This window comes from Arthrobacter sp. AQ5-05 (assembly GCF_003287975.1).
Classification (GTDB): Bacteria; Actinomycetota; Actinomycetes; order Actinomycetales; family Micrococcaceae; genus Paeniglutamicibacter.
The window spans coordinates 1-1,355 of the sequence record NZ_QMKQ01000077.1 but is presented as its reverse complement, the minus strand read 5'-3'; the positions used below and the strand labels follow the sequence as shown (position 1 = coordinate 1,355).

The 1,355-nt window shown below is 63.9% G+C and carries 1 protein-coding gene; it reads right to left on the bottom strand.

Features of this window, described 5'->3' with window-relative positions:
- Nucleotides 1-1,300, bottom strand: a 1,300-nt coding sequence (locus DQ353_RS21060) for an ISL3 family transposase (protein ID WP_286166957.1), incomplete at its 3' end; no start/stop codon positions are given.
- Nucleotides 1,301-1,355: the final 55 nt, after the last annotated feature.

The window sequence follows — 1,355 nt, the reverse complement described above, 5'->3', positions numbered from 1 at the left end:
CGCCGGCGGAGAGCAGTGAGCGGATGCGGTAATTCTCGAAGTTACGGAATCCACGGGCGATCCTCCGGGTGGTTTCGATGACACCGTTGATCGCTTCGGTTGGGCCGTTGGAGGCACCTTTCGTGGCGAAGTAGGCGATGATTTCCTTCTGCCATTTCTTCAGGGTCTTGCAAAGCCGCTTGATCTCCGGAATCGGGCAATCAGCGTATTTGTTCAGCAGGTCCTGGAGGTGCTTGGGACCCTCGGCATGCGGGACGTAGTAGATCAAACGCAGTTCCTGGTAGGCGCTCCAGGCGATGGTGACCTCGCCGTCCTTGTCGCCGGCCTCGAGCAGTTCGGTGAGCAGGTCGCGTTGCTTCTTCTTCAGATGTTCGGCCCCCTGCAGCAGGAGCCGGCGGGAGCGGTAGAGAGGGTCATCCTTCACTCCACGTTTGCCGGTGGCCTCCTTCTGGACGCGGCACCGGATCTCATCGACCATGGTGGATCCGAGCTTGACGACGTGGAACGCGTCCAAGACCATGACGGCGTCGGGAAGCTCCTCGTCGATGGCGTTGGCGTAGCCGCGGAACGGGTCGAGGGTCGCGACTTTGATCCCGGGTCTGAAGCCCTCGGGTTGGGCCTTGAGCCAATCGGCATAAGCCTTCCCGCTGCGCCCGGGCACCAGGTCCAGAAGACGGGCACGGATCCTGCCCTTCGCATCTCTGGTGTGGTCCACGAACCCGGTCAGGACACGGCCACTGGGGAAGCCGGTGTGCCTCCAGATGTGTTCGTCGACGCCCAGGGTGGTGACACCCTCCAGGCGCTTGGGGTCGGCGAGTTCCAGCTGGGCCAGTGCTTTGATGTTCTCCCAGATCGTGTGCCAGTCCACGCCGAGTTGCCGGGCGATCGCCGAGACCGCGATGTCTTGTTTCTTCAGCTGCTCATGGGCCCAGTGGCAGGCCCGTACGGTGAGTTTCTCCCGTGGTCCGATGCGGTGGTGTTCTTCGGTGAACGTCACCGTGCGGCATTGTTTTTCGTGGCAGCGGAATACCCGCTTGTTCCAGTGCAGGACCACCGGTGAGCCGTGGGAGGGGATGTCGTGGATGGGCACGGCGCGCCGGGCGTGGGACTTGGCCTGGGCGCCGCATCCGCGGCACCATGCGGTGCGTTTGGGTGTTTCCACTGCCACGACGAGCCGGGTCGGATCTCGGCGGTCCACCTCGAGCACGTGCAGGCCTTCCAGGCCCAGGAAGGCGTCGGCCCTGTTGCACCATGGGCCGGTCCCGCAGGAGCTGGCCACCAGGTTCTCGGCGGCATCCACGGGGAGTGGTTCTTTGGGTTTCCTTGGTGCTGCGGGCAGCACGCAGGCAGAGCTA